The organism is Janthinobacterium sp. GW821-FHT03A03, from assembly GCF_059421435.1.
Genome location: NZ_JBWKUZ010000004.1, coordinates 1 through 24,094, shown reverse-complemented (window position 1 = coordinate 24,094; position 24,094 = coordinate 1). Strand labels below are relative to the sequence as shown.

Genomic DNA, 24,094 nt, shown 5'->3' with positions numbered 1-24,094 from the left:
TTGCCGATGCGGCTATCCAGATTGCCTTCCCAGAATCACCCTGTGGCCGATAGTGCCTTTCGCCTCTGCCACGTAAGCTGGTCGGGACGGCTGGCCAGACGGCCAGTGCATTCATGGAGAAACATCGTGGCTACCCTAGATGGCACTAAGAACAACAGTATTAACAAGGCAGTCGAACCGGGCATGCGGCGCAAGCAGGCATCCGTATTGATCAGCAGTACCTTCGCATTTACCATCTGCTTTGCGGTTTGGATGATGTTTGCCGTGCTCGGCATCCCCATCAAGACCAGCCTGGGCTTGACTGAAACACAATTCGGCCTGCTGGCCGCCATGCCCGTGCTGACGGGCTCCCTCGTGCGCGTTCCCTTGGGCATCTGGACGGACAAATACGGCGGACGCCGCGTCTTCTTCCTGCTGATGCTGGCCAGCGTGGTGCCGATCTACCTGATCTCCTACGCCACCGCCTACTGGCATTTCCTCGTGCTGGGCATGTTCGTGGGCCTGGCGGGCGGTTCCTTTTCCGTCGGCACGCCCTACGTGGCGCGCTGGTACGAGAAGGAGCGCCGCGGCCTGGCGATGGGCATCTTCGGCGCCGGCAACTCCGGTTCCGCGCTGACCAAGTTCGTCGCTCCCGGCATCGTCGCCGCCTTCGGCTGGCAGATGCTGCCCAAGGTGTATGCGGTGGCCATGCTGGCCACGGCCATCATCTTCTGGCTGTTTTCGTTCACGGACAAATCGCACCTGGCCCCATCGGGCGAGAGCTTTTCCGCGCAAATGAAGGTGCTGAAAGACCCGCGCGTATGGCGCTACTGCCAGTACTACTCGGTGGTGTTCGGCGGCTACGTGGCGCTGGCCCTGTGGATGACGAAGTACTACGTGGCCGAATACGGTTTCGACCTGAAGCACGCGGCGCTGCTGGCGGCCTGCTTCTCGCTGCCGGGCGGCGTGCTGCGCGCCGTGGGCGGCTGGATCTCGGACAAATACGGCGCCGCCAAGGTGACGTGGGCCGTGATGTGGGTGTGCTGGGTGTGTTTCTTCCTGCTGTCGTATCCGCAAACGCAGATGGTCGTGGAAACCGTCACCGGGCCGCTGGCCTTCCATATCGGCCTGTCGCCGCTGTGGTTCACCGTGCTGCTGTTCATCGTCGGCATTGCCATGGCCGTGGGCAAGGCGTCCGTCTTCAAGTTCATCGGCGATGACTTTTCCGACAACATCGGCGCCGTCTCGGGCGTAGTCGGCCTGGCCGGCGGCCTGGGCGGCTTCATCCTGCCCGTGATGTTCGGCGCCCTGGTGGACTTCACCGGCGTGCGTTCGAGCTCCTTCATGCTCCTGTACGGCACCGTTTGCGTTTCCCTCGTCTGGATGCATTTCTCGTTCAAGCCGCTGCGCGCGGCGCCCATCAATCAACCCGCAGGAGTACAAGCATGAGCCGCTACATGATCAATACGTGGGAGCCGGAAACGCCGAGCTTCTGGCAAAGCACGGGCAAGGCCACGGCCGCGCGCAATCTGTGGATTTCGATTCCCGCATTGCTGCTGGCGTTCGCCGTGTGGATGGTGTGGAGCGTGGTGGTGGTCAACCTGCCCAACATCGGTTTTACCTACAGTAACAACCAGCTGTTCTGGCTGACGGCCTTGCCGGGCCTGTCCGGCGCCACCTTGCGCATCTTTTATTCGTTCATGGTGCCGATTTTCGGTGGCCGCCGCTGGACGGCCATTTCCACGGGTTCGCTGCTGATCCCCGCCATCGGCATCGGCCTGGCCGTGCAGGATGTGAACACCGGTTATCCGACCATGCTGATCCTGGCGCTGCTGTGCGGCTTCGGCGGCGGCAATTTCGCCTCGTCGATGGCCAACATCAGCTTTTTCTATCCGAAGGCGAGCAAGGGCTTCGCGCTGGGCATGAATGCGGGCCTGGGCAACCTGGGCGTGTCGGTGGTGCAGTTCGTCGTGCCGCTGGTGATCACGTTCGCCGTCTTCGGCGCCTGGGGCGGCGATTCGCTCACCTGGGTGAAGAATGGCGTGAGCAAGGACATGTGGCTGCAAAACGCGGGCTTCATCTGGGTGCCGTTCATCGCCTTGAGCACCTTGCTGGCCTGGTTCGGCATGAATGACCTGGCGTCGGCCAAGGCCTCGTTTTCCGAGCAGGCCGTGATCTTCAAGCGCAAGCACAACTGGCTCATGTGCTGGCTGTACACGGGCACCTTTGGCTCCTTCATCGGTTACTCGGCCGCGTTCCCGCTGCTGATCAAGATCCAGTTCCCTGACGTCAATCCGCTCGATTACGCCTTCCTGGGACCGTTGGTCGGCGCCCTGGCGCGCGTGGCCGGCGGCGTGATTTCCGACAAACTGGGCGGCGCCCGCGTCACCCTGTGGTCGTTCCTGCTGATGATAGGCGCCGTGCTGGGCGTGCTGTACTTCATGCCGCAAGGCGGCGCAGATGTGCACGCTGCGGGCAGCTTCAACGGCTTCTTCTGGATGTTCATGCTGCTGTTCGCCGGCACGGGTATCGGCAATGCCTCGACCTTCCGCATGATTCCCGTGATCTTCCTGACGGAGCACCAGCGCGCGGCGGCCGGCAAGGGCAAGGCGGCGCAGGAGCAGGCCATCGTCGACGCCAACAAGGAAGGCGCGGCCGTGCTGGGCTTCACGTCGGCCGTGGCGGCCTACGGCGCCTTCTTCATCCCGAAAAGCTATGGCACCTCGATTGCGCTGACGGGCAGCCCCGACGCGGCCCTGTGGTGCTTCATCGGCTTTTATGTGAGCTGCATCGCGATTACCTGGTGGTGCTACGCCCGTAAAAATGCGCCGATGCCTTGTTAATTGAGCAAAACGTCTGGCAGGTCGCACTTGTCAGGCGTTGTTTACAGTATCAGAGGTAGTCATGGAAGAACTGGAAAAATTCGTCAACGGCTTCAGCCTGTTTCAGCAGCAGTATTTCAGCGAGCCGCAGACCTTGTACGACAGCCTGCGCGACGGGCAGCGGCCTTCGACCTTGCTGATCGGCTGCTGCGATTCAAGGGTCGACCCCATGCTGCTGACGGGCAGCGACCCGGGCGACATGTTTGTTGTGCGCAATATCGCCAACCTGGTGCCGCCGTGCACGCCCGAGGCGCCGCCCGGCGTCAGCTCGGCCATCGAGTTCGCCGTGTGCAAGCTGGAAGTGGCCAGGGTCATCGTGCTCGGGCATGCGCGCTGCGGCGGCATCCGCGCGCTGCTGCAGCCGCAGCCGCGCTCCGAAGAGCAGGAAACGGACTTCGTGGGACAGTGGATGCGCATTGCCGAGCCGGTGGCGCAACGCGTGCGGCGCGACCTGGCGCACCGCTCGTCGGAAGAGCAGCACCACGCGTGCGAACTGGCCAGCATCCTGCAGTCGCTGGACAACCTGCTGACCTACCCGTGGCTCAAGCGCCGGGTGGAGCAGGGCTTGCTGAAACTGCATGGCTGGTATTTTGATATCGACAGCGGGGCGCTGATGGCGTATTCGGCGCGCCAGCAGCAGTTTTTGCCGCTGGTCTGCCCTATAGAACGGGCGCGTCATTTGCATGAGCGCCCGTGGCCGGATTCAGCTAAAACGCAATAAATCCCCGCTGCGGTCAAACGCCAGCAGGCTGTCGATGCGGCCTTGCTCGATGGCTGTCACCATGGCGCGCAGCGGCGCTTCGCAATCCTCCGGGGCGGGCGGCAAGCCTGCGCGCCCCGCCAGTCCGGCCACGAAGACCACGTCCCAGTGCGTCTGCATCTGTTTCGATTCCTCCTCCAACGCTTCAAAGCTGCCCAGTTCATCGGGCAGCTTGTCGGCGCACATCACGGGCGTCAGCGAGCGGCCCTGGCCGCCGGGCTGGGCCTGCGCCTGGGTAAAGGTGAACAGCAGGCGTTGCGGCTGCTCCTGGCTGCGGGCGCTGCGCAGCAGGCTGGCGTAATCGGTAATGGACATGGTTTTTCTCCTGGTTGAATGATAGTGGCAGCGATGGTGACAGATATACCGCAGCGTGGACTTGCCGCCCATAGGCAATAGTGACTATCCGGGTGACTACGCGCCTACGCATTCCTGGTGCCGGAAACCGACTTCTTGCCAATACCGCCGGGCACGGCGCATCGATAGACTGCTTGTATCGACGCTTGAGCCATCCTGCTTGCAGCGTTTTTATGACCTGGCGCCGCTCCTGCGGCGCAATGTGGAGGTAGCATGAGTCACTTTCTGGACCGTCTTAAATTTTTTAGCAAGCCCGCCGAGCCGTTTTCAAACGGCCATGGCACCGTGGTCGATGAAGACCGCACCTGGGAAAACGCCTACCGCCAGCGCTGGCAGCACGACAAGATCGTGCGTTCCACGCATGGCGTCAACTGCACCGGCTCGTGCAGCTGGAAGGTGTATGTCAAGAATGGCCTGATCACCTGGGAAACCCAGCAAACCGATTACCCGCGCACGCGGCCCGACCTGCCCAACCACGAACCGCGCGGCTGCCCGCGCGGCGCCAGCTATTCCTGGTATGTGTATTCGGCCCAGCGCGTGAAATATCCGATGGTGCGCGGCCGCCTGATGGAAATGTGGCGCGAAGCGCGCAAGACCATGGACCCCGTCACGGCCTGGGACTGGATCAGCCAGGATCCCGTGCGTTCGCAGCAGTACAAATCCATCCGCGGCCTGGGCGGCTTCGTGCGCGCCACGTGGGAAGAATCGAATGAAATCATCGCCGCCGCGAATGCGCTGACGATCAAGAAATACGGCCCGGACCGCATTATCGGCTTCTCGCCGATTCCCGCCATGTCCATGGTCAGCTATGCCTCCGGCACGCGCTATCTGTCGCTGATCGGCGGCGTGGCCCTGAGTTTTTATGACTGGTACTGCGACTTGCCGCCAGCCAGCCCGCAAGTGTGGGGCGAGCAGACGGACGTGCCGGAATCGGCCGACTGGTACAACTCGACCTACCTGATGGTGTGGGGCTCGAACGTGCCGATGACGCGCACGCCCGACGCCCACTTCTACACGGAAGTGCGCTACAAGGGCACGAAAACCGTGGCCATCTCGCCCGACTACGGCGAAATGGTGAAGTTCGGCGACATCTGGCTGGCGCCCAAGCAGGGTACCGACGCCGCGCTGGCGCTGGCCATGGGCCACGTGATCCTCAAGGAATTCCACTCGGAAGGGCAGAGCGCCTACTTCCGCGACTATGCGCGCCAGTACACGGACTTCCCCATGCTGGTGCTGCTCAAGGAGCATAACGGCACCCTGGTGCCCGATTACTTCCTGCGCGCTTCGCACCTGGACAACAATCTCGACGAAACCAACAATCCGGAATGGAAAACCCTCGTCATCGATGAAACCACGGGCGCCATCACGGCGCCGGCCGGCTCCATCGGCTTTCGCTGGGGCGAGTCGGGCAAGTGGAACCTGGAGCAGAAGGCGGGCGGCAGCGGCGCACCCATCGTGCCGATGCTCTCCATGATCAATGACAGCGACGCCGTCACGGAAGTGGGTTTTGCCTACTTCGGCGGCAAGGACGCGTCCGACATGCTGCTGCGCAAGGTGCCGGTGAAAACCATCCGCCTGGCCGACGGCACGACGGGCCTCGTCACCACCGTGTTCGACCTGACCCTGGCCAACTACGGCATCGACCGTGGCCTCGGCGGTGCCAATGTCGCGGAAAGCTATGACGACGACGTGCCGTACACCCCCGCGTGGCAGGAAAAGCACACGGGCGTGAAACGCGCCGACGTCATCACCGTGGCGCGCCAGTTCGCGGAAAACGCCGACCAGACGCGCGGCAAGAGCATGGTCATCGTGGGCGCCGGCCTGAATCACTGGTACCACATGGACATGACGTACCGCGGCATCATCAACATGCTGATGATGTGCGGCTGTATCGGCCAGTCGGGCGGCGGCTGGGCCCATTACGTGGGCCAGGAAAAGCTGCGTCCGCAAACGGGCTGGACGCCTTTGGCCTTCGCCCAGGACTGGGTGCGTCCGATGCGCCAGATGAACGGCACCTCGTTCTTCTATGCCCACACGAGCCAGTGGCGCCACGAAAAGCTGGAAACGGGCGACATCGCCTCGCCATCGGCGGCCGGCGGCACGGGCGACCTGACCCTGCTCGATTACAACGCCAAGGCCGAGCGCATGGGCTGGCTGCCATCGGCGCCGCAGCTGCAGACCAATCCGCTGGAAGTGGCCAAGGCCGCCAAGGCGGCAGGGCAGGCGCCGGCCGCGTATGCGCTCGACCAGATCAAGGCGGGCCAGCTGCAGTTCTCGTGCGACGACCCGGACAATCCGGCCAACTTCCCGCGCAATATGTTCGTCTGGCGCTCGAATATCCTGGGCAGCTCGGGCAAGGGCCATGAATACTTCCTGAAATACCTGCTCGGCACGCAGAACGGCTTGCTCAGCGATGAAGACGACTGCATCACGCCGAAGCAGGTGAAGGTGCGCCCGGCCGCCGAAGGCAAGCTCGATCTGCTGGTGGTGCTGGATTTCCGCATGTCGACCACCTGCCTGTATGGCGACGTGGTGCTGCCGACGGCCACCTGGTACGAAAAGGATGACTTGAACACCTCGGACATGCATCCGTTCATCCATCCGCTGTCCGAAGCCGTGCAGCCGCTGTGGCAATCGAAGTCGGACTGGGAAATCTACAAGGGGCTGGCCGAGAAATTCTCGGAAATCGGCGGCGATTTGCTGGGCACCCAGCAAGACATCATCCTTACCCCGCTGATGCACGATACGCCGGGCGAACTGGGCCAGCCTTTCGATCCCAAGGACTGGCGCGCCGGCGAATGCGATGCCATCCCCGGCAAGACCATGCCGAACATGACGGTGGTCGAGCGCAATTACCGCGACGTCTACAAGAAGTTCACCTCGATCGGACCGCTGCTGGAAACCATCGGCAATGGCGGCAAGGGCATTTCCTGGAAGACGGGCCATGAAGTCGAGGTACTGCGCGGCATCAACCGCACGGTGCTCGATGAAGGCGTGTCGCAGGGCCAGCCGCGCCTCGATACGGCCATCGATGCGGCCGAGATGATCCTGTCGCTGGCGCCGGAAACGAATGGCCACGTGGCCGTCAAGGCCTGGGCCGCGCTGTCCGCCATCACGGGACGCGAGCATACGCACCTGGCGCTGCCGCGCGAACATGACAGCATCCGCTTCCGCGACGTGCAGGCGCAGCCGCGCAAGATCATTTCGTCGCCCACCTGGTCGGGCCTGGAAAGCGAAGAAGTCAGCTACACGGCCGGCTATACCAACGTGCATGAACTGATCCCTTGGCGCACCCTGACGGGCCGCCAGCAGTTCTACCAGGATCATTTGTGGATGCGCGACTTCGGCGAGGGACTGTGCGTGTACAAGCCGGCCATCAACACGAAGACGACGGAGGCGCTGCTGGGCACCCGCCCGAACGGCAACAAGGAACTGGCGCTGAACTTTTTGACGCCGCACCAGAAGTGGGGCATCCACTCCACGTATTCGGACAACCTGCGCATGCTGACCCTGTCGCGCGGCGGACCGCACGTGTGGCTGTCGGAGACCGACGCGAAGGCGGCCGGCATCGTCGACAACGACTGGATCGAAGTGTTCAACGTGAACGGCACCCTGACGGCGCGCGCCATCGTCAGCCAGCGCATCCCGGCCGGCATGACGATGATGTACCACGCCCAGGAAAAGATCATCAACGTGCCTGGCGCCGAGATGACGGGCAAGCGGGGCGGCATCCATAACTCGGTGACGCGCGCCGTGCCCAAGCCGACGCACATGATAGGCGGCTACGCCCAGCTGGCCTACGGCTTCAATTACTACGGCACGGTGGGCTCCAACCGCGATGAATTCGTATTGGTGCGCAAGATGAACAAGGTTGACTGGCTCGAAGGCCCGTTGCAGGAACAAGGAGCATAGTATGAAAATCAGAGCGCAAATCGGCATGGTGCTGAACCTGGACAAGTGCATCGGCTGCCACACCTGTTCAGTCACCTGCAAGAACGTGTGGACCAGCCGCGACGGCGTCGAGTACGCATGGTTCAACAACGTCGAAACCAAGCCCGGCATCGGCTATCCGAAGCAGTGGGAAAACCAGGATAAGTGGAATGGCGGCTGGCGCCGCACGGACGCGGGCAAGATCGAGCCGCGCCAGGGCAGCCGTTTGAAGATCCTGGCCAATATCTTCGCCAATCCGAACCTGCCCGCCATCGACGAGTACTACGAGCCGTTCACCTACGACTACGAGCACCTGCAAAGCGCGCCGCTGTCGCAGACGCCGCCGACGGCCCGTCCCATCTCCGTGCTGACGGGGAAAAAGATGGAGAAAATCGAGTGGGGTCCGAACTGGGAAGATGACCTGGGCGGCGAGTTTGCCCAGCGCAGCAAGGACAAGCTGTTCGACAACATGCAGAAGGAGATGTACGGCACGTTCGAAAACACCTTCATGATGTACTTGCCGCGCCTGTGCGAGCATTGCCTCAATCCGACGTGCGTGGCGTCCTGCCCGTCCGGCTCCGTGTACAAGCGCGAAGACGACGGCATCGTGCTGATCGACCAGGACAAGTGCCGCGGCTGGCGCATGTGCATCTCCGGCTGCCCGTACAAGAAGATCTACTACAACTGGTCGTCCGGCAAGGCGGAAAAATGCACTTTCTGCTTCCCCCGCATCGAAGCGGGCCAGCCTACCGTGTGCTCGGAAACGTGCGTGGGCCGCATCCGCTACCTGGGTGTGCTGCTGTACGACGCCGACAAGATCGAGGCTGCCGCCTCCGTGCCGCAGGAGCAGGACCTGTACCAGGCGCAGCTGGACCTGTTCCTCGATCCGCACGACCCGGCCATTATCGCCGAGGCGCGCCGCCAGGGCATCCCTGACCTTTGGCTGGAAGCGGCCGTCAAGTCGCCCGTCTACAAGATGGCCGTCGAGTGGAAAGTGGCGTTCCCGCTGCATCCCGAATACCGCACCTTGCCGATGGTGTGGTACGTGCCGCCGCTGTCGCCGATCCAGGCGGCCGCCGAATCGGGCAAGCTGGGCGTGAACGGCATGCTGCCGGACACGCAAAGCCTGCGCATTCCCGTGCAGTACCTGGCCAATTTGCTGACGGCCGGCGACCAGCCGCCCATCGTCTCGGCGCTGGACCGCATGCTGGCCATGCGTGCCTACATGCGCAGCAAGACCGTCGAGAAGGTGGAAAACCTCACGGTTCTCAAGCAAGTGGGATTGACCCAGGCGCAGGTGGAGGACATGTACCACATCATGGCCATCGCCAACTACGAAGACCGCTTCGTCATCCCCAGCAGCCACAAGGAAATGGCCGAGGACAGCTTCAACGAGAAGGGTTCGTGCGGCTTCAGCTTCGGCAACGGCTGCTCGGACGGCAGCAGCGAACCGACCTTGTTCGGCAAGAAAAAACACGGTTCGGCCATCTTCATGCAGATGCCGAAGTCGCGCAAAACGGCGCCAGGCGCTTAAGGAGACGATATGACACACGCTATGCATCACTATCAAGTCCTCTCGCGCCTGCTGTTGTACCCGGAGCCTGAGCTGATCGCGCACCTGCCGCAGCTCGATACGGCACTGGAAGCGACGCCCGAGTGGCAGGCGCTGCTGCGCCCGCTGCTGGCGCATCTGGGAAGCAGTACCCTGATCGACCTGCAGCAGCAGTACGTGGCCACGTTCGACCGCAATCCGTCGCACTCGCTGCACCTGTTCGAGCATATCCACGGCGAATCGCGCGACCGGGGCCAGGCCATGGTCGACCTGATGGAGGAATACAAGCGCCACGGCCTGCAGATGGTGGGCGACGACTTGCCCGACTTCGTGCCCCTGTTCCTGGAGTTTTTGGCGCAGCTCGACGAGGAAGTCTCGGCGCCGCTGCTGGGCGACGCCGTCCACGTGCTGGCGCACATCGGCCGCAAGCTGACGGCCAACGGCAGCCCGTATGCGCCCGTCTTCACCTTGCTCGAACGCCTGAGCCCCGTGGCGGCAGAAATGCTGGCCGAACCGCCGGTGCGCGACATGGATGAAGCGCTGGAAACCTTCGGTCCCGGCGCGGACGGCGTCGAGCCGCTGCTGCGCCAAGGTCTGGGCCAGGTCGCAGGCGGCGTCCATCCCGTGCATTTTCACCCGCAGCCGCGGCGCGCCGCCTAAATGGCCCACTGCGCCCGCATGAGGAGAGTACATCATGAGTAATTATTTGCATCAATTTGTGTATGGCATTTATCCATACATCGCGCTGGCCATCTTTTTCCTGGGCAGCCTGATCCGTTTCGACCGCGAGCAATACACGTGGAAGTCCGATTCCAGCCAGCTGCTGCACCGCGGCAGCCTGCGCCTGGGCAATATCCTGTTCCACATCGGCATCATCGGCCTGCTGTTCGGCCATGCTGCCGGCCTGCTTACCCCCGTCTGGGTGTGGGATACGCTGGGCGTGTCGCATAGCCTGAAGCAGGGCGTGGCCATGGCGGCCGGCGGCGTGATGGGCGGCCTGTGCCTGGCCGGCATCCTGATCCTGCTGGCGCGCCGCTTCGGCAATGCACGGCTGCGCGCCGTCACCACGGCCGGCGACAAGCTGGTGATGGCGTGGATCCTGCTGACCTTGTTGCTGGGCCTGTCGTCGATCTTCGTCTCGGCGTCGCACATGGATGGCCACATGATGGTCTTGCTGATGAACTGGGCGCAGCACATCGTGACCTTGCGCGGCGACGCGGCCAGCTTCATCGTCGACGCGCCGCTGGTGTTCAAGCTGCACCTGTTCATGGGCATGTCGCTGTTCGTCATCTTCCCGTTCACCCGCCTGGTGCACGTGTGGAGCGGCTTCGGCGCCGTCGGATATCTGGGCCGCGCTTATCAGCTGGTGCGCCGCCGCTAAAAAACGCCATGAAAAATCTACTGCGCGTAGCGATTTGCGGCCAGCGATGCTCACTGTGCATCCGCACAGCTGCGCTTCTCAGCCGTAACTCATCTCCGCTCGCTACGATTTTTCAGGCTATTTATGGAAGGAAAGTAAGATGGGAATCTCCGTCAATGGCATCGATATCGACGATGCCGACATCGCGCAGGAACTGCCGCATCACGACGGCGCCGGCAACCCGTTGAAACAGGCCGTGCATGAACTGGTGCTGCGCAGGCTGCTGCTGGACGAGGCCGAACGCCTCGGCGTGCCGGGCGCCAGCGATGACGACCGCATCGAGGCGTTGTTCGCGCAGGAAGTGCGCGTGCCACCCGCCGACGATGCGGCTTGCCGCACCTTTTATGCGCAGCGCCCGCAGCTGTTTCGCAGCGGCGCGCTGGTCGAGGCGCGCCACATCCTGTTCCAGGTGACGCCGGAAGCTCCCCTGGAGCTGCTGCGCACGACGGCGCAAGCCGTGCTCGACGCCTTGAAGCTGGCGCCCGAGCGCTTCGGCGAACTGGCGGCACAGTACTCGAATTGCCCGTCCGGCGCCCTGGGCGGGAGCCTGGGCCAGCTGTCGCCGGGCCAGAGCGTGCCGGAGTTCGACGCGCTCGTGTTCCGCCTGGAAGAGGGCGCGCTGGCCGGCCACTTGCTGGAAACGCGCTTCGGTTACCACATCGTGCAGGTGCAGCGCCGCGTTGAAGGCCAGGCCATTCCCTACGAGTCCGTGCAGGCACAGATCGCCGACCGCCTGTCGCGGGCGGCATGGCAGCGCGCCGTGCACCAGTATCTGCATTTGCTGGTGGGACGCGCAGAGATTGCCGGTATCGAACTGGAAGGTGCCAGCGTCGAAGGCACAGCCAGCCCGCTGGTGCAATAGCTAAAAAGGCGTAGGCCGCTAGGCCTTCTGGGGCACAGCCAGATTCTGCCCCAGCCTTTACAATCAAGGAAGAAACAGGAGTTGTATCATGGGTAGCGTCAAGTTGAAGGACCGTTTTGGCCGATCGATCGACTATGTGCGGCTGTCCGTCACCGACCGTTGCGACTTGCGTTGCAATTATTGCATGCCCAAGGGGTTTCGCGGTTTCGAGGAACCGAAGGACTGGCTGACGTTCAATGAGATCGAGCGCCTGCTGGGCATTTTCGTGCGCCTCGGCACGCGCCGCGTGCGCCTGACGGGCGGCGAGCCCCTGTTGCGGCGCAATCTGCCCGAGCTGGCGCACAGGCTGTCCGCGCTGCCCGGTCTGGACGACCTGTCGCTGTCGACCAACGCCACCCAGCTGGGCAAGCACGCCGTGGCCTTGCGCGCGGCGGGCGTGGACCGCATCAACGTCAGCCTCGATTCGCTGGACCGCGCTTGCATGCAGCAGATCACGGGGCGCGACAGCCTGCAGCCCATTCTAGACGGCCTGATGGCGGGCAAGGCGGCCGGTTTCGACCCGATCAAGATCAATATGGTGGCCATGCGCGGCGTTAATGACGGCCAGATCGAGGCCATGGCGGCCTTCTGCATCGAGCAGCAGTTTATCCTGCGCCTGATCGAAGCCATGCCGATGGGCAGCACGGGGCGCAATGCCAGCTACATGCCGCTGGGCCCCGTGCGCGAGCGCCTGGCGGCCCGTTTCGGCCTGGTGCAGCAGGCGGTGGAACTGGGTGGCGGGCCGGCGCGCTACATGGCGACCCCCGATGGACGCTCGAGCATCGGCTTCATCACGCCCATGTCGCAGCATTTTTGCGCCACCTGCAACCGCGTGCGCCTGTCCGTCGATGGTACCCTGTACCTGTGCCTGGGCCAGGAAGAGAAATTCGCGTTTGGCCCCATGCTGCGCGGCGGGGCCACGGATGCAGAGATCGAGGCGGCGATCCGCGCCGCCATCGAACTCAAGCCGCAGCAGCATGATTTCAATACGCAGCCGGACAAGATTATCCGGTTCATGGCGCAGACGGGCGGCTAGCATGGACAACTGACCAAACCTGCTGCGCGGCGCGCTTTGCGGCTCGCGATGCTCACCGTACTAGAGTACGGTTGCGCTTCCCGGCCACAGATCACTGCCGCTCGCTACGGTTTTGCCAGGTGTCGCGGCGCCAGGGGTGTGCTTGTTAAGGCAAAAGGAACTATGAAATTGAAGGCGATGTTTTCCTCCTGGCAGAAGCTGTCGACCAAGATCGTCGGCGCGCTGCTGCTCATGCTGGTGCTGGCCTTGAGTGCCATCGGCTGCACCCTGTTCTTGTCGTGGCAGCTCGAAGGCAGTTCGGCGGCCATCAACGAGACGGGCCGGCTGCGCATGCAAACCTATCGTTTGACCTTGCTGATCGCCAGCGACGCCGGCCAGCAGGCGCAGCGCCAGGTACTGCTCATCGACGAGACCCTGGCCAAGATCGCCCACGGCGATCCGCAGCGCCCCTTGTTCCTGCCCCCCAGCACCGCCATCAAGGCGGAATTCGAGCGCATCGGCCTGGACTGGCGCGGCAGCCTGCGTCCGGCCGCGCTGGCGGCCGATTCGGCCGCGCGCGCGCGCCAGTTCGAGCACGAAGCCGATACCTTTGTCGGCCGGGTCGACCAACTGGTGCGTCTGATCGAACACGACAGCGAACAGCGCACCTTCTGGCTGCGCGCTTCGCAGCTGATCCTCGTGGGCATGGCCGTCATCGGCACCGTCAGCATGATTTATCTGATGTTCATGCTGATCATCGAACCGGTGACGCGCCTGCGGCTGGGCATGCAACGCATGAAGGAGCGCGATTTCAGCGTGCGCCTGGCCGTCGAGAGCAATGACGAATTCGGCCAGCTGGCCAGCGGCTTCAACCAGATGGCCGACCGCCTGCAGGCGCTGTACGGCAACCTGGAAGAGGGCGTGCGCAGCAAGACGGCCACCCTCGAATACCGCAACCGCGAACTGGCGCTGCTGTATGAAAGCGCGGCCTTTTTGCAGCGCCCGCAGCCCCTGGAAGACATTTGCGGCGGCTTCATGCAGCGCATCGTCGATTATTTCGAAGCCGACGGCTCCACCGTGCGCGTGCTCGACGCCGAGCGGGGCAACCTGCACATGGTGGTGCATACTGGCCTGTCCGAGGAACTGGTGGCGTCCGAGCATTGCCTGAAGGTGGGCGACTGCCTGTGCGGCACGGCCGTCGAGATGAAGGTGGCGAAGGTGCACGACATGCGCCGCATCGACAAGGCGCACGAGCTGCGCTGCCACCGCGAGGGCTTTGCCACCGTCTCCGTCTTCCACATCCACGCGCACGAGCAGCACCTGGGCTTTTTCAACCTGCATTTCCGCCATGCGCGCGTGTTCTCCGCGCGCGAGCTGGCCTTGCTGGAAACCCTGGGCCAGTTGCTGGGCATCGCGCTGGAAAACCTGCGCCTGGCCGCGCGCGAGCGCGAAATGGCCATTTCCGAGGAGCGCAATCTGGTGGCGCAGGGCCTGCACGACAGCATCGCGCAAAGCCTCAATTTCCTCAACCTGCAGGTGCAGATGCTCGACGACTCCGTGCGTAACGCCCGTTTCGACGAGGTGGCGGGCATCGTGCCGGCCCTGCACGCGGGCGTGAAGGAAAGCTACGAGGACGTGCGCGAACTGCTGGCGAACTTCCGCAGCCGCCTGATGGAGGACGACCTGATCGGCTCATTGCGCGCGGCGGTGGACAAATTCCGCCGCCAGACGGGCATCGACGCCGAACTGCTGGCAGATGTCGACGGCGCGCCATTCCCCCGCGAGCAGCAATTGCAGCTATTATTCATCGTGCAGGAAGCGCTGTCGAACATCCGCAAGCATGCCCAGGCCAGCCACGTCGAGGTGCGCCTGGCCGATCACCAGGACTTTACCCTGACGATCAGCGACAATGGCGTCGGCTTCGACGCCGCCGCCGTGCTGGAAAAGGGCGACAGCCATGTCGGCATCCACATCATGCGCGAGCGCGCGCAGCGCATCGAGGCCACGTTCGACGTGCATGCCTGCCCTGGCGGCGGCACCACGGTCGAACTGCATTTGTCGCGCGAGCAGCGCCGCACCGCCTAAGCCACTATCAGAAAGTACAAAAATGGAGACTCCCGATAAACCGATCACCGTCATGCTGGTGGACGACCACGCGCTGTTCCGCAGCGGCATACGCTCGCTGCTGCAGCGCCACACGGAGTTTTCCGTGGTGGGCGAGGCCGCCGATGGCGTCGAAGGCATCAAGCGCGCCATCCAGCTGCAGCCCGACGTCGTGCTGCTGGACCTGAACATGGCCGGCATGTCCGGCGTGGAAGCGCTGCAGCTGATGCAGCACGACTGTCCCGACACGGCCATCGTCATGCTGACCGTGTCCGAAGACGCCGAAGACCTGGCCACGGCCCTGCGCGCGGGCGCTTGCGGCTACCTGATCAAGAACATCGACGCGGACTACCTGGTGCGCGCCATCCGCCGCGCGGCCGCCGGCGAAGTCGTCATCGCCGAAGCGATGACGGGCAAGCTGGTGGCGCAGCTGCAGGCGGGCACGCGGCGCGAGGAGCCCGTGTCGGAGCTCGACAAGCTCACGCCGCGCGAAAAGGAAATCATCGACTGCCTGTCGCGCGGCGAAAGCAACAAGGGCATCGCGCGCACGCTGGACCTGGCCGAAAGCACGGTCAAGATCCACGTGCAGAACGTGCTGAAAAAACTCAACCTCACCAGCCGCGTGCAGGCGGCCGTGTACGCGGTCGAGCACCGCCAGGGCAAGTAGCCGAGTAGATGGGGTCTGACCCGCCGGGCCGGACCCCATGGATATTATCTCTAGTCCTTTATGCCGATGGCGGTGTTCGCGCTTTTAAAGTAGTATATTGAATATATCTTTAGCGCGAGTCCATCATGGCCATCACCCCGATCAGCGAACCATCTTCTTCTCCCGCCGCCACCGGCGCCGCTCCCTGGCACGCCGGCCACGCCGTCTGGCAGCTGGGTTTCCGCCCGTTCTACCTGCTGGCGGCCGTGTTTGCGGCCATCAGCATACCGCTGTGGCTGGCCAGCTATTCCGGCGTGCCGGCTGGCGGCCTGCAGGTGGGCCTGGGCTGGCACATGCACGAGATGGTATTCGGCTTTGCCGTGGCCGTCGTCGTGGGCTTTTTGTACACGGCGGGGCGCAACTGGACGGGCTTGCCGACGCCGCGCGGGGGGGCGCTGATGGCGCTGGTCGGCCTGTGGCTGGCCGGGCGCGTGGCCATGCTGTGCTTTCCAGGCGTGGCGGCGGCGCTGGTCGACTGGCTGTTCCTGCCGCTGGCCGCCTGGCCCCTGTACCAGGTGCTGCGCCGTTCGGGCAATACGCGCAACCTGTTCCTGGTCGGTTTGCTGGCGTTACTGGCGCTGGCCAACGGCCTGTTCCACGCGGCCGTGCTGGGCTGGCTGCCGCTGTCGCTGTTCATGCCCGTGCAGGCGGCCATCTTCATCATCGTGCTGATCGAATCGGTGATCGGCGCGCGCGTCATCCCCATGTTTACCCGCAATGGCGCACCTGGCAGCACGCCCGTGGCCAGTCCGCAGCGGGCCATGATCGCCGTGGCCTGCATGGCGGCCGCCGCGATTGCCTGGCTGGCCGGTGCGCCGGGCGCGGTGACGGCGCCGCTGGCCTTGTGCGCGGCAGCCGTATCGCTGGCCAATCTGCTGGCCTGGCAGCCGCAGCGCACCGTGCGCGTGCCGCTACTGTGGATTTTGCACCTGTCGTATGCGTGGATAGGCATCGGTTTTGCGCTGCTGGCGGCCGCCAGCCTGCACCTGCTGCCGGCCAGCGCCGCGTTTCACGCGCTGACGGTGGGATCGATGGCGGGACTGATCATCGGCATGATGACGCGCACCACCCTGGGCCACACGGGGCGGCCCCTGCAGGGCGGCAGGTCAGAGGCGGGCATGTACTGGCTGATCCAGCTGGGCGCGCTGGCGCGCCTGCTGGGCGCCGTCGGCCCCGCTCCGCTGCTCATGCCCGCGCTGCTGGCGGCAGGCCTGTGCTGGACGCTGGCCTTCGTGCTGTATGCCGTCGTGTATGCGCCTTACCTGTGGCGCGCCCGGGTGGATGGGCGCGAAGGTTGAACCGCCGTCAGAAAGGACGCCAGGCCAGCAGCTTCTTGATTTCCGGCGCCCAGTAGGACAGCGATTCGCCCACGACGAACAGCAGCATGCCCAACATGAAGGCCTTCAGCAGCAAATCCCTGCACCAGATCATAGCGTTCCCCAAATTTTCATGTTGGCAAGTTTACCATCGGTGTGCGCATCCATGGTGACTTTCTGGTATGGCGCCGGCGTCATGCGACTGTCTCCACGTCGTCGAACTGCTCCTTGATCGCCAGCAGTTGCGGCATCAGTTCGACGAACAACTGCGCCAGCCAAGGGTCGAAATGGCTGCCGGCGCCCGCTTTCAGGTGAGCGATGATGTCGTCGACGGGCCAGCCCGGCTTGTAGGGGCGGCACATGCTGAGCGCGTCGAAGACGTCGGCCAGGGAGACGATGCGAGCCGATTGCGGTATCTCTTCGCCGCGCAGTCCGTCCGGATAGCCGCTGCCGTCCCATTTCTCGTGGTGGCGCAGCGACACCTCGGCCGCCAGGCGGAAAACGGGTGCCTCGCTGCGCGACAGGATGTCGTAGCCGATTTTCGGATGCGTGCGCATGATGGCCCATTCGGCCTCGTCGAGCGGCCCCGGCTTGCGCAGGATGGCCTGGGGAATGCCCAGCTTGCCCATGTCGTGCATGGCGGCGGCCAGCTTGAGCCGGGCGCAGCGTTCGGCATCCCAGCCGGCGGCGCGGGCCAGGGCTGCCGCATAGGCGGCCATGCGCCAGATATGCTCGCCCGTGTCCGTATCGTTGTAGTGACCCGCATGACCGAGCATCTCGATGGCGTCGCGGTAGCTGCGTTCGAGTGCCGTGGCGCGCACCAGCGACAGGTGGGCCGCCACGCGGGCGCGCACGATGGGCGCGGAAACGGGCTTGACGATGTAGTCGACGGCGCCCGCCTCGAAGCCGGCCGATTCCTGCTGCGTGCCGCCATATGCCGTGACGAAGATCACCTGCATCGCTTGCGTGGGATCGATCTGGCGCAGCTGGGGGCACAGCGCATAGCCGTCGATGTCCGGCAGGCCCACGTCGAGCAGCACCAGCGCCGGGCGGTGCTTGAGCACGGCCGCCAGCGCATCCCTGCCATTGCAGGCGAAGACCAGGTGGTACGCGTCGGCCAGGATGGAGCGCAGCAGGCTCAGGTTCGTCGGCTCGTCATCGACCACCAGCACGGTCGGCAGCTTCATCCCGGCACTCCCGCCGCCAGGCTGTCGGCCAGCTGGCGCGTGGCCCGCTCGGCGCCGCGAAAATCAAAGTCGGCAAGATGACTGCGCAAGGCGTCGAGGCTGCCCGCTGGCAGCACCTGCCCGAGCTCCTGCAGCAGCGCTTCGGCCGGCGCCGGATCGTCGCGGTCGAGCGCGTCGAGCAGGCGCGCCAGCAGCACGCCGGCCGGCGCGCTGGCGGCCGTGGCAGGCTGGCCGGGCGGCGGCGTCTGCGCCGTGAATGCCGTGACGGCATCGATGGCGTGCGCCAGGGCCTGTTCCAGGGCGTCGAGCGCGGCGGCCGCGTCGTTGCCGGCGTGGAGCAGCTGCTCCGCGCGCTGGGCCGCGTGCAGGGTGGCGGGCAGGGCCAGGCTGCCCGCCACCCCCGCCAGCTTGTGCGCCAGCGCGGCGGCGTCGTCGCGTGCATTGGCCGCCAGCAGGGCGCGCATGGTGGCGACCGTATTGTGGTAGGTGGCGCCAAAACGCGACAGGTGCTGGCGGTACGGCGCTTCATCGAGCCACTGCGCCAGTCCTTGCGCCAGGTCGATCACGGGCGCCGCGCCGGCCGGCGGCACGGGCATCGCCGCCGCGCTGATGGCCGGCGGCAGGGCCGGCAGACCCTGCGCATGGCGGCGGTGCACGCGCGCGATCAGGGCGATGGTCTGCGGCACGTCGAACGGCTTGCTGATGAAATGGTTCATGCCCGCTTCCAGCGCCGCTGTCTGCTGCGTCTGGAATGCCCCCGCCGTCAGCGCCACCACGGGCAGGTCGTGGAACTGCGGCAGCTGGCGCAGCGCGCGCGTGGCCTGCAAGCCATCCATGACGGGCATCTGCACGTCCATCAGCACAATGTCGACATCGTCGGGGTGCTCCAGCAGCCAGTCCAGCGCCTGGCGTCCGTCGCAGGCGAACGAGGGCAGGGCACCCTGGTCGCGCAGGATATGGTTCACCACGTCCCGGTTGATTTCGCTGTCGTCGACCACCAGCACGCGCACGCCGGCGAGCTGGCGCGCTTCCAGCGCCGCGTGGCTGGCATCGAGGCCGGCCGCTTCGGCGCGCCGCTGGCGCGCGTCCATCGTCGCGTTGTACAGGCTCGAAGCCGTGACGGGTTCGTTGAGGATGGCATCGGCCGGATTATCCGGATCGGTGTGGCGCCGCGCGGGCGCCGTGGCCGGCGTGCTGCTGTTTGCCAGGATGACGACGGGGCAATCCTGCGGCGGCAAGTGCTCGCGCAGCGCGCGCGCGACGGCTTCGCCATCCATGTCCGGCAGGTGCGCGGCCAGCAGGACGACGCCGGGGCGCGCGTCCTCGGCGCAGTCGAGCGCGTAATCGAGCGCCGCTTCGCCGCCAGGGACCGCATGCACGCTCCAGCCCAGGCCCTGCGCCACGGCGCTGACCACTGCGCGGGTGGCGGCGTGGCCGTCGGCCAGCAGCACGTGCAGGCCCTGCATGTCGGGCACGCAGCGCGGCCGTGCGGGCAGCAGTTGCAGCGGCGCCGTGAAACTGAATTCGCTGCCCTGTCCCAGGGCGCTTTTCAGGCTCAGGGCGCCGCCCATCAGGCGCACCAGCTGGCGGCAGATGGTCAGGCCCAGGCCCGTGCCGCCGAAGCGGCGCGTGGTGGAGGTATCGGCCTGGGTGAAGGCGGAAAAGATGGTTTCCTGCACCTCGGGAGCGATGCCGATGCCCGTGTCGCGCACACTGAAGCGCAACACGGCGGCGTCGCCTTCGCGGCTCTCCAGCGCCGTGTGCAGCTCGACCGAGCCCTGCGCCGTGAACTTGATGGCGTTGCTGGTGAGGTTGACCAGCACCTGCTCGAGCCGCAGCGCATCGCCCAGCGCATGGTCGACGCCGTCCGGCAGTGGGCCGATGCGCACGGCGATGGGCTTGTCATGCACGGCCACGCCCATGCTGGCGGCGATCTTTTCGATCACCTCGGCCAGGCGGAACGGCGCCTGTTCGATGTGCATATGGCCCGCTTCGATTTTCGACACGTCCAGCACATCGTTGATAATGCCGAGCAGCGACTGGCCGGCGGCGCGGATCTTGCGCGCCATCAGCAGCGCCTCGCCATCGAGGCTGCCCCTCTCCAGCAGCCAGGCCATGCCGAGGATGGCATTGAGGGGAGAGCGGATCTCATGGCTCATGTTGGCGAGGAATTCGGCCTTGCTGCGGTTGGCCGCCTCGGCCCCGTCGCGGGCCAGCAGCATGGCTTCCTCGGCCTGCTTTTGCGCGGAAATATCCTGCACGAAGATCAGCGTTGCCGGCCCATCCTTGAGCATCACGCGGGCCGTCGTCTTGAGGACGGGCACGGGCCGCCCCTGCTTGTCCAGGCCGACGGCTTCGAATACCTGCTCGCTGGCGGAATCGGCCTCGATCAGCGCCTCGCTGCTCGCCAGCGCCGCCTGCGATTCTGCCGTGAGCATGCTGCGCCACGGCAGGCCGCTCAAGTCATCCTCGAGGGCGTAGCCGTGCAGGTGGCGGTAGCGGGGATTCGAATAGACGAAGCGGCCATGGCGCAGGATGGCGATGGCCAGCGGCGCATCTTCGATCAGCGTGCGAAAGCGCGTCTCGCTGTCCGATACGGCCTGCATGGCCTGGCGCGCGCTTTCCTGCTGCGCGTGCCAGGCGGCCAGGTGCCGCCGGCGCCGCTGGCTCCAGTACAGCAGCGCGCTTCCGGTGGCGGCCAGGATGGCAAAGAAGATGGCATAGCCGACGGCCTGGCGCCGCAGCGGGGCGGCGATGGCCGCTTCCTCGCGGCTCAGGCCGATGATCAGCGCGCGGTCCATGTGCAGCGCCGGCGGCGCGATCGTGGCCATGGCCATCGTGCGCGGCGGGCTGGCAGGCTGGCCGGGCACCAGCACGCCGTCGAGCACTGCCGATGGCTGGCCGCTGTCGCGCAGGCGCCGCAGGAAGCTGCCTGGCACGTCCAGGTTGCTGCCGTCGACGGCGCCCTTGGCCGGGTAGTTGAGGAACTGGCGCCCGTCGCCATGCAGCACCACGGCCCACACGTCGGCCGCATACATGGCGGTGCGGAACTTGCCCGTGAAGTATTCGGGGTCGAAAGTGGCCATCACCAGCCCCGCGAAGCGGCCCTGCCGGTCCGGCACCATGCGCGCCGCCGTCATCACCAGGTCATTCTTGAACGAGCGGAAGGGCGGCGACAGGTACAGCATGTGCGCGTCGGGCGCGTCGCGCACGGTCTGGAAGTAGCCGCGGCGCGAAAAATCCTGTTGCATCAACTCCGGGATATTCGTGGCCAGCGGCTTGCCGCTGGCGTCGAGGACCAGCATGGTGCGCACGCCGGGCATGGCGTCGACCAGGGCGCTCAGGCGCCGGGGCAGGGCCTGGCTGGCGCCCGTTTCCGCCGCAGGACCGAGGAAGTCGCGGATCACGCCTTCGAGCACCAGGTTGGTGGCGGCCAGGTCGACTTCGATATTTTTTGCCAGCAGCGCCGTGAGCACCTCCAGCCGCTCGCGCTCGGCCGCCGCATGCCGCGTCGTTTCGGCAAGGTGCAGGTAAGCCAGGGTGGCGCCGATGATCAGCAGTCCGAGGAGAAAAAAAAGCCACTCAATCAGTCGTCTGTGCACTGCGTCGCCACCTGGTAGTCGGGTCATGTGACGATGCTATACCGGATATGGAAGAAGAACAACTTTTCCCGGTAACTACTCAGCCGATAGTGTGGTCAATTTGTCGAAGTGGCCCGCCGTTTGCCCCGCGCCGGCCAGCGGCAGGCAGAGGCTGAACACGGCGCCCCGGCCTGGCGACGATTCCACCGCGATGCGCCCGCCCATCAGGACAGCCAGGTGGCTGGCGATGGCCAGCCCCAGGCCCGCGCCGCCGTGGGCACGGCTGGGCGTGTCGTCCGCCTGCGAGAATTTCTCGAAGATGCCGGCCTGCTGCGCCTGCGCGATGCCGACGCCCGTGTCGCGCACGGCGATGCGCAACTGGCCCGCGTGGCGCGCCACGCGCACGTCGACGCGGCCGGCGGGCGTGAAGCGCAGCGCGTTGTCGAGCAGGATGGCGAGCAGGCGCACCAGGCGGGGACGGTCGCAAACGAGGTGCGACGGCGCGTCCGCGGCGGCGCTCCAGTCCAGGGCGATGCCCTGGTCCGCCGCCCGCTGGCGGAACGGCGCCAGGGCCTGGGCCAGCACGCCGGACAGCGGTTCCGGCGCGCATTTGAGCTGCAGCTGGCCGCCCTCGAGCGCGCTCAGCTCCATGGTTGCCTCGACCAGCGACAGCAGCTGGCGGCCGCTGGCGCGTATGGCATGCGCGTGGCCGGCCAGTCCGGGCTGCTGCTGCAGCTGCTCCAGCAGCAGCTCGGAAAAGCCGAGGATGCCGTTGAGCGGCGTGCGCAGCTCGTGCGACATGTTCGACAGGAAGCGCGACTTGGCTTCACTGGCGGCGATGGCCCTGGCGCGGCTGTCGATCAGGCGCCCGATCAGCAGCACCAGCGCGGCCCACGACAGCACGATCAGCGCGCTGGTGACGGCCGCCATCAGCAGCGCCTGGTCGCGGCGCGAGCCGTAGTCGGCCAGCACCGTGTCGCGGTCCAGGCCGATCAGCATGTAGAGCGGATAGTGCGCCAGCTTTTCAAACGCGTAGTAGCGCAGGGCGCCGTCGATGGGGCTGCGCTGCAGGAAGCTGCCGCGCGTCTTGCCGCGCATCTGTGCGAACAGGGCGCTGTCGCCGACGTCCTGGCCAATGGTGTTGACGCTGCCGACGCGGCGCGCGCGCAAGACGCCATCGGTGCCGATGAGGGCGATGGAACTGTTCTTGCCCAGGTCGACCTCGTCATACAGGCGCGTGAAGTAATACGGGTCCATCGACGCCACCACCACGCCCTTGAAGCTGCCATCGGGGTGATTGATGCGCCGCGTCAGCTGAATCGACCACTTTTTCGACACGCGGCCCAGCACGGGCTTGCTGATGTACAGTTCGCCGCTGTCGCCGCGCACGTGCACCTGGAAGTGCTCGCGGTCGGCCAGGTTGGTGGGCTTGAACGGCTTGCTCGTCAGTACCGTGTCGCCCCGCTCGTTGACGATGGTAAACAGGTTGTACAGGGGGCCGGGATTGAGTCCCTGCTGCAGGTCGGTAACGATGTCGAGCTTGTCGCCCAGCGCGTTGTAGCGGCCGCGCAGGTAGGTGACGGCCTGGTCAGCCCCTTCGATGGTGCGTATCGCATGTTCGTCGAAGACCCGCGCCATGCTGCGCGCATCGCGCTGGGCGTCGGCGACGGCGCGGTCGCGGGCGTGGTCGAGCTGCAGCAGGGTCACGGCCCACAGGCCGGCCAGCAGCAGTGCCACGAAAACCGACAGGACGATGCGCGTGTCGAGCCGCTCCCAGGGCAGGGCTTGCCATTTCAATGGTGGTGTGATGTCGTGCCGCATGCCGCCTCCCACAGTATGTCTCCCCTGACCGCCGCCGCGAGGGCGGGCGTAGATCCGGGCCGCATTACTCTCTGCGATCAATTATATCGAATATAAATGATTTTATCGATTAAATTGAATTATTTGTGGTAAGTGTTGCATTTGGTCACTGTCGCTGTGATTCAGCCTGGCGTGCCAGCCACTGCTCCACCAGTTCGCGCAGCTGGGCCGCCGTGAAGGGCTTGGACAGGTAGTCGTCCATGCCGGCGTCCATGCAGCGCTGCCTGTCGTCGTCGGTGACGCCCGCCGTCAGGGCGATGACGGGCGTGCGCACCGCGCCGCTGCGCAGTTCGCGCGCGCGCAGGGCCAGGCAAGCCTGGTAGCCGTCCATGACGGGCATCATGCAATCCATCAGCACCAGGTCGTAGCGCCGCGCCGCCAGGGCCAGCAAGCCCAGCTCGCCGTTTTCCGCCGTATCGATGGTGTAGCCGCGCCCGCCCAGCTGCAGGCAGACCAGCTGGCGGTTCAGCGCCGTGTCCTCGACCAGCAGGATGCGGGGCGCGGCCGCAGCCTCCGGCTCCGGCGCCGCTGCGGGGGCGGCCGGCGCC

The 24,094-nt window shown here is 65.4% G+C and carries 18 protein-coding genes; 12 read left to right on the top strand and 6 right to left on the bottom strand.

The features are described from left to right. Positions 1 to 183 precede the first annotated feature (183 nt). The 3 genes from AC07VI_RS11085 (at position 184) to AC07VI_RS11075 (ending at position 3,582) form a co-directional block, all read left to right on the top strand. Positions 184 to 1,428: an MFS transporter gene (locus tag AC07VI_RS11085; RefSeq protein ID WP_086147390.1), complete on the top strand. Its 1,245-nt coding sequence runs from the start codon at positions 184 to 186 to the stop codon at positions 1,426 to 1,428. After that, positions 1,425 to 2,822, top strand: a complete 1,398-nt coding sequence (locus AC07VI_RS11080; protein ID WP_099420465.1) for a NarK family nitrate/nitrite MFS transporter — start codon at positions 1,425 to 1,427, stop codon at positions 2,820 to 2,822. The genes AC07VI_RS11085 and AC07VI_RS11080 overlap by 4 nt, the downstream gene beginning before the upstream one ends. A gap of 61 nt (positions 2,823 to 2,883) precedes the next feature. Continuing rightward, positions 2,884 to 3,582, top strand: coding sequence for a carbonic anhydrase (locus AC07VI_RS11075; RefSeq protein WP_086147388.1), 699 nt, complete (start codon positions 2,884 to 2,886; stop codon positions 3,580 to 3,582). On the opposite strand, the gene AC07VI_RS11070 is transcribed toward AC07VI_RS11075, so the two are convergent. Continuing rightward, positions 3,565 to 3,936 carry a ribonucleotide reductase subunit alpha gene (locus tag AC07VI_RS11070; protein ID WP_086147387.1) on the bottom strand — a complete coding sequence of 124 codons (372 nt, stop codon included), beginning with the start codon at positions 3,934 to 3,936 and terminating at the stop codon, positions 3,565 to 3,567. The genes AC07VI_RS11075 and AC07VI_RS11070 overlap by 18 nt on opposite strands. 252 nt (positions 3,937 to 4,188) lie before the next feature. On the opposite strand from AC07VI_RS11070, the gene AC07VI_RS11065 reads away from it, so the two are divergent. The 9 genes from AC07VI_RS11065 to AC07VI_RS11025 all read left to right on the top strand — a co-directional run bounded on the left by AC07VI_RS11065 (position 4,189) and on the right by AC07VI_RS11025 (position 16,900). After that, complete coding sequence (locus tag AC07VI_RS11065; protein WP_193068847.1) at positions 4,189 to 7,887, top strand: nitrate reductase subunit alpha; 3,699 nt, start codon at positions 4,189 to 4,191, stop codon at positions 7,885 to 7,887. A gap of 1 nt (position 7,888) precedes the next feature. After that, entirely contained in the window at positions 7,889 to 9,439 is a 1,551-nt protein-coding gene (gene narH, locus AC07VI_RS11060) for a nitrate reductase subunit beta (protein ID WP_086147385.1), read from the top strand. Between the two features lie 21 nt (positions 9,440 to 9,460). Next, a complete protein-coding gene (gene narJ, locus AC07VI_RS11055; RefSeq protein WP_086147384.1) occupies positions 9,461 to 10,117 on the top strand; it encodes a nitrate reductase molybdenum cofactor assembly chaperone in 657 nt (218 codons plus the stop codon). Between the two features lie 34 nt (positions 10,118 to 10,151). Beyond that, a complete protein-coding gene (gene narI / locus AC07VI_RS11050; protein WP_099375407.1) occupies positions 10,152 to 10,838 on the top strand; it encodes a respiratory nitrate reductase subunit gamma in 687 nt (228 codons plus the stop codon). A gap of 139 nt (positions 10,839 to 10,977) precedes the next feature. Continuing rightward, complete coding sequence (locus tag AC07VI_RS11045) at positions 10,978 to 11,739, top strand: peptidylprolyl isomerase (RefSeq protein WP_492993890.1); 762 nt, start codon at positions 10,978 to 10,980, stop codon at positions 11,737 to 11,739. Positions 11,740 to 11,827: 88 nt separating this feature from the next. After that, positions 11,828 to 12,814, top strand: coding sequence for a GTP 3',8-cyclase MoaA (gene moaA / locus AC07VI_RS11040; protein WP_086147381.1), 987 nt, complete (start codon positions 11,828 to 11,830; stop codon positions 12,812 to 12,814). 162 nt (positions 12,815 to 12,976) lie between these two features. Further along, positions 12,977 to 14,878: a type IV pili methyl-accepting chemotaxis transducer N-terminal domain-containing protein gene (locus AC07VI_RS11035; protein ID WP_086147380.1), complete on the top strand. Its 1,902-nt coding sequence runs from the start codon at positions 12,977 to 12,979 to the stop codon at positions 14,876 to 14,878. Between the two features lie 22 nt (positions 14,879 to 14,900). Then, a complete protein-coding gene (locus tag AC07VI_RS11030) occupies positions 14,901 to 15,563 on the top strand; it encodes a response regulator (protein WP_086147379.1) in 663 nt (220 codons plus the stop codon). A gap of 125 nt (positions 15,564 to 15,688) precedes the next feature. Beyond that, positions 15,689 to 16,900: an NnrS family protein gene (locus AC07VI_RS11025; protein WP_492993893.1), complete on the top strand. Its 1,212-nt coding sequence runs from the start codon at positions 15,689 to 15,691 to the stop codon at positions 16,898 to 16,900. Between the two features lie 7 nt (positions 16,901 to 16,907). On the opposite strand, the gene AC07VI_RS11020 is transcribed toward AC07VI_RS11025, so the two are convergent. The 5 genes from AC07VI_RS11020 to AC07VI_RS11000 all read right to left on the bottom strand — a co-directional run. Continuing rightward, on the bottom strand, positions 16,908 to 17,033 hold the full coding sequence (locus tag AC07VI_RS11020; RefSeq protein WP_264296471.1) for a hypothetical protein: 126 nt from the start codon (positions 17,031 to 17,033) through the stop codon (positions 16,908 to 16,910). A 79-nt stretch (positions 17,034 to 17,112) separates the two neighbouring features. Next, positions 17,113 to 18,105, bottom strand: a complete 993-nt coding sequence (locus AC07VI_RS11015; RefSeq protein WP_086147377.1) for a response regulator — start codon at positions 18,103 to 18,105, stop codon at positions 17,113 to 17,115. Continuing rightward, positions 18,102 to 21,707: a response regulator gene (locus tag AC07VI_RS11010; RefSeq protein WP_193068848.1), complete on the bottom strand. Its 3,606-nt coding sequence runs from the start codon at positions 21,705 to 21,707 to the stop codon at positions 18,102 to 18,104. Before AC07VI_RS11010 ends, AC07VI_RS11015 begins: the two co-directional genes overlap by 4 nt. Before the next feature lie 75 nt (positions 21,708 to 21,782). Further along, positions 21,783 to 23,507, bottom strand: a complete 1,725-nt coding sequence (locus tag AC07VI_RS11005) for a cache domain-containing sensor histidine kinase (protein ID WP_226935623.1) — start codon at positions 23,505 to 23,507, stop codon at positions 21,783 to 21,785. 145 nt (positions 23,508 to 23,652) lie between these two features. After that, the coding region (locus AC07VI_RS11000) for a response regulator (protein ID WP_494808791.1) at positions 23,653 to 24,094 on the bottom strand (442 nt) is incomplete at its 5' end.

What these genes read in the sequence shown, in the direction of transcription:
- AC07VI_RS11085 (WP_086147390.1), top strand. Translation starts at nt 184, where the DNA reads ATGCGGCGCAAGCAGGCATCCGTATTGATCAGCAGTACCTTCGCATTT.
- AC07VI_RS11080 (WP_099420465.1), top strand. Translation starts at nt 1,425, where the DNA reads ATGAGCCGCTACATGATCAATACGTGGGAGCCGGAAACGCCGAGCTTC.
- AC07VI_RS11075 (WP_086147388.1), top strand. Translation starts at nt 2,884, where the DNA reads ATGGAAGAACTGGAAAAATTCGTCAACGGCTTCAGCCTGTTTCAGCAG.
- AC07VI_RS11070 (WP_086147387.1), bottom strand. Translation starts at nt 3,936, where the DNA reads ATGTCCATTACCGATTACGCCAGCCTGCTGCGCAGCGCCCGCAGCCAG.
- AC07VI_RS11065 (WP_193068847.1), top strand. Translation starts at nt 4,189, where the DNA reads ATGAGTCACTTTCTGGACCGTCTTAAATTTTTTAGCAAGCCCGCCGAG.
- narH (WP_086147385.1), top strand. Translation starts at nt 7,889, where the DNA reads ATGAAAATCAGAGCGCAAATCGGCATGGTGCTGAACCTGGACAAGTGC.
- narJ (WP_086147384.1), top strand. Translation starts at nt 9,461, where the DNA reads ATGCATCACTATCAAGTCCTCTCGCGCCTGCTGTTGTACCCGGAGCCT.
- narI (WP_099375407.1), top strand. Translation starts at nt 10,152, where the DNA reads ATGAGTAATTATTTGCATCAATTTGTGTATGGCATTTATCCATACATC.
- AC07VI_RS11045 (WP_492993890.1), top strand. Translation starts at nt 10,978, where the DNA reads ATGGGAATCTCCGTCAATGGCATCGATATCGACGATGCCGACATCGCG.
- moaA (WP_086147381.1), top strand. Translation starts at nt 11,828, where the DNA reads ATGGGTAGCGTCAAGTTGAAGGACCGTTTTGGCCGATCGATCGACTAT.
- AC07VI_RS11035 (WP_086147380.1), top strand. Translation starts at nt 12,977, where the DNA reads ATGAAATTGAAGGCGATGTTTTCCTCCTGGCAGAAGCTGTCGACCAAG.
- AC07VI_RS11030 (WP_086147379.1), top strand. Translation starts at nt 14,901, where the DNA reads ATGGAGACTCCCGATAAACCGATCACCGTCATGCTGGTGGACGACCAC.
- AC07VI_RS11025 (WP_492993893.1), top strand. Translation starts at nt 15,689, where the DNA reads ATGGCCATCACCCCGATCAGCGAACCATCTTCTTCTCCCGCCGCCACC.
- AC07VI_RS11020 (WP_264296471.1), bottom strand. Translation starts at nt 17,033, where the DNA reads ATGATCTGGTGCAGGGATTTGCTGCTGAAGGCCTTCATGTTGGGCATG.
- AC07VI_RS11015 (WP_086147377.1), bottom strand. Translation starts at nt 18,105, where the DNA reads ATGAAGCTGCCGACCGTGCTGGTGGTCGATGACGAGCCGACGAACCTG.
- AC07VI_RS11005 (WP_226935623.1), bottom strand. Translation starts at nt 23,507, where the DNA reads ATGCGGCACGACATCACACCACCATTGAAATGGCAAGCCCTGCCCTGG.